Source organism: Vibrio genomosp. F10 str. 9ZD137, assembly GCF_049974785.1.
In the GTDB taxonomy this organism is placed as follows: Bacteria; Pseudomonadota; Gammaproteobacteria; order Enterobacterales; family Vibrionaceae; genus Vibrio.
This window is the reverse complement of sequence record NZ_JBNGCJ010000926.1, coordinates 1-3191: the sequence shown is the minus strand read 5'-3', so window position 1 is coordinate 3191 and position 3191 is coordinate 1. Positions and strand designations below refer to the sequence as shown.

The following is a 3191-nucleotide window of genomic DNA, read 5'->3' as shown; positions in this document are numbered from 1 at the left end:
GATAGATGCAGCCGCTACGCTAGTCGAAGCGATCGCAGCTTTACCACCTGCTTGGTTGTAACTACTTAACATTGCATCGTAGTCTTTAATTAATGCGAAGGTTTCATTGGTGATCACATCGGTTGAGACTGGAACGTCTTTACCCGCGCTAGTGACTTTTACGCTCGGTGCTCGATTATATTTATTCACCGCACGTTCATCGCGAATCGCGAATGGCGTTTCCAATAATAGCGTTTGATCAGCAGAGTCAAATGTAACCACTAATGGGGATGAGTTAAACTTCTCTTTCCCACCATTGGTATCAATCATTGCGGTAACTCGGACCAATAACTGATTTTGACCATTTTCAATTTTCAAATCGCCTTTACCACTGTTGGCAATCTGATTGATTTCTTGGTTAACCGCTAATATTTCCACGCGAGAATCCGTTTGGATTGTGGTTTTAGCATAGGAGAACGTGCTGAAAAGAGCGAGAGATAATATAGCTAGTTTTTTCATAGGATTACCAACTTACAGAAACAACAAAGGCGGACATTAAGTCCGCCAGAATATACCGTTTAGAAATGGATTAGAATACCCATTCAGTACCGATACGGATCATGAGATCTTTATCATAAGCGGTATCATCTTGCTGAGTTAGACGAACAAATGTGTAAACAGAATTGAACGAGTAACCTGCCTCACCAGAGATAGATGTAACATCTAAATCTTTATCTTTTTGGTTGTCTGTCTTACCTGTTTGATCGGCGTAACCGACACGGAAGTTCATTGCGCCATGGTAGTAGTTTGCTTGAATAGAATAAGCATCGATTTCACGTTCAGTGTATCCGTAACCGCCACCGCTATTTGTGGAATCATAAGACCCAGTTTTGTACGCACCTAAAACATTAAAGCTATCCATAGGGCGCAACTCAAAACCTACAAACGCTGAGTCAGTGTCACCAATAGAAGCCGCTTTACCTGTATCCCATGTTGGACTTCCATCTGGTGCTGGGTTATTTGAGTTCCAGTAAGCATCCTCACCGCCTTCAAAAATGGTTCCCTTTGCTGTTTCGTATGCCGCATGTACAGTTAACATGTCAATAGGGGTTACTGATACAGAACCACTGAAGAAGTTTGAATCTTCATGGTTCTCACTACCGTTACCACCAGATAAACTGAATTTAACCATGTCACCAAACATTGGAGAGTCGTAACGTGCCATCTGGCTCTTACGATCAAAATGGTAACGCTCACCGCTACGCCATGCTCGGTCGAATGTTCGGCCTAGGTTAGAAGCTGAGTAAGGCCAATCCACTAGTTCATATAATGGCGTTAGCATACGGCCAAAACGTACAGAACCCCAATCATCACCACGCATACCAACAAAGGTGTCACGATTACCCAGTTTTGCGCCATCATCTAAAACCCAACCAGATTCAACTTGCATAAACGCTGTTACGCTGTCTGTCATCACTTTAGCAGCACGGAAACCGATACGAGTTTCATTCTCTAACGCCCAACCATCATCAGGTGAGCCGTCTGTTTTCGTTTGGTTGTAATCAACAGCAGAGATAGATACCACACCGTATACTTCAACGTTTGCATCGTTAGCATCACCAATCATATATGCGTTTGCAGTACCTGCGGCCATCATAACTGCTGCGCCTACGAGAGACTTCTTGAATACATTTTTCATTGTTTTAACCCTTTCCCATTTGTTAGGAATTTATTTATATTTTTATTAGCAACGCAGGGAACTACTGGACTAAATAGCTGACTAACGTTGCACTGCTTTTCATGGACGAGGCAAATATTGCAAACTTTTTTTCCAATAAAAAACAAAGCCAATATTTATTCGACACACTTCAAATAAAAATAAAGATAAAAGAAATAAAACCAATAAAAACAGAATTTTAAACAAACATAAAATAATGTATTTTAGGTCCGCCACATCCAAACCTTCATCAAGATCACATAAACACGGTCAGTACCGGTAAAATCCAGATCTTAATCACATGCGTTTTTTGTATTTATTTTCCTTTTTATTTTAATCAGACTGAAATCTTGATTAAGATCTCACATTTGTTTCAGCTCATCTGACACTCACCTGACAGTTCAATCGCAATTTAATCGTCTATACCTAAATGGAATTTCGTTGATTCTCACCTTGACCTTACCCATAAGGTAAGGTTTATGCTCTTTACTATGCTAGAACCTTAGGAAGATAACCATGAATCAATATTCCATACCTTTAATTGGGCTCAATTGCATGGGCTGTGCAAAAAAAGTAGACAAAGCGTTAAACGAGCAGTACCCAGTGAATATTGATTTCCTTTCAAAAGACTATATCGAGCTGCGCAGTGACGCCTCTTTTCATCAACTTGCAGTGATCATCGAAAATTTAGGCTATAACGCTGGGCACTATTTTGAATTTACACTTTCAGGCCTGAGTTGTTCTCGCTGTGTCGAAAAACTTAGCCAGTTGATTGAACAGGATGACTCTATTGGCCTTTTCTCTGCGACCAAAGAATTACTGACCGTCTACACCATTAACGATCACACTTACGTTCAAGAATTAGTGGCCTCACTGGGGTATAACGCCCAGCTTGTTTCAGATAACTTATCAACCATTCAATCAGAAGAAGACCATCAAGCGATCAGCCAGTCGAAAGTCATGAATTCAGCTGAAGTTTTGCCAACAGAACACCACCGTTTACATCTATCCATTCATGGAATGACATGCGCCAGTTGCGTTTCATCAGTCGAAAAAGCGTTAAATGGGGTTGATGGTGTTATTGCTGTTCAAATCAACCTAGCAGAACAAAGTGCAGTGGTCGAAATCAACAAAAAAAACATTAACTTAGGTACCGAACAAGCGCTTCTTATCGAAATTGGTAAAGCGGGCTATCAAGCTGAAGTAGTTAATGATCCGATGGTTTCTCAACAAAAACAAAAAACTCAACGATTGCTCGTGCTAAATCGCCATAAGCAAAACGCCATCAACGCATTATTGATAGGTGGCCCATTAATGCTATGGGGAATGCTTGGTGGAAATATGATGATCCGCTCCAATTCCGATCAGGTCGCTTGGGGAGCGGTTGGGATCGTGTGCTTATTCTTGATGATGACATCAGGTCGGCTTTTTTATATCAATGCCTTAAAAGCAGTAAAACATCGCCGAGCCACGATGGATACATTGATTGCTCTAG

General features: G+C 41.0%; 3 protein-coding genes. 1 reads left to right on the top strand and 2 read right to left on the bottom strand.

Annotated features, from left to right (window positions below):
- Together ACP45E_RS20430 and ACP45E_RS20425 are read right to left on the bottom strand one after the other, a co-directional pair.
- Nucleotides 1-498: DUF2057 family protein (locus ACP45E_RS20430; RefSeq protein ID WP_069585484.1), on the bottom strand; the 498-nt coding region annotated here is incomplete at its 3' end.
- A 70-nt stretch (nt 499-568) separates the two neighbouring features.
- Entirely contained in the window at nt 569-1678 is a 1110-nt protein-coding gene (locus tag ACP45E_RS20425; protein ID WP_017038034.1) for a porin, read from the bottom strand.
- A gap of 534 nt (nt 1679-2212) precedes the next feature.
- Here ACP45E_RS20425 and ACP45E_RS20420 point away from each other — a divergent pair.
- The coding region (locus ACP45E_RS20420; RefSeq protein WP_198927773.1) for a cation transporter at nt 2213-3191 on the top strand (979 nt) is incomplete at its 3' end.

Excerpts from the sequence above, each read along its gene's own strand:
- ACP45E_RS20425 (WP_017038034.1), bottom strand. The coding sequence starts at position 1,678 with ATGAAAAATGTATTCAAGAAGTCTCTCGTAGGCGCAGCAGTTATGATG.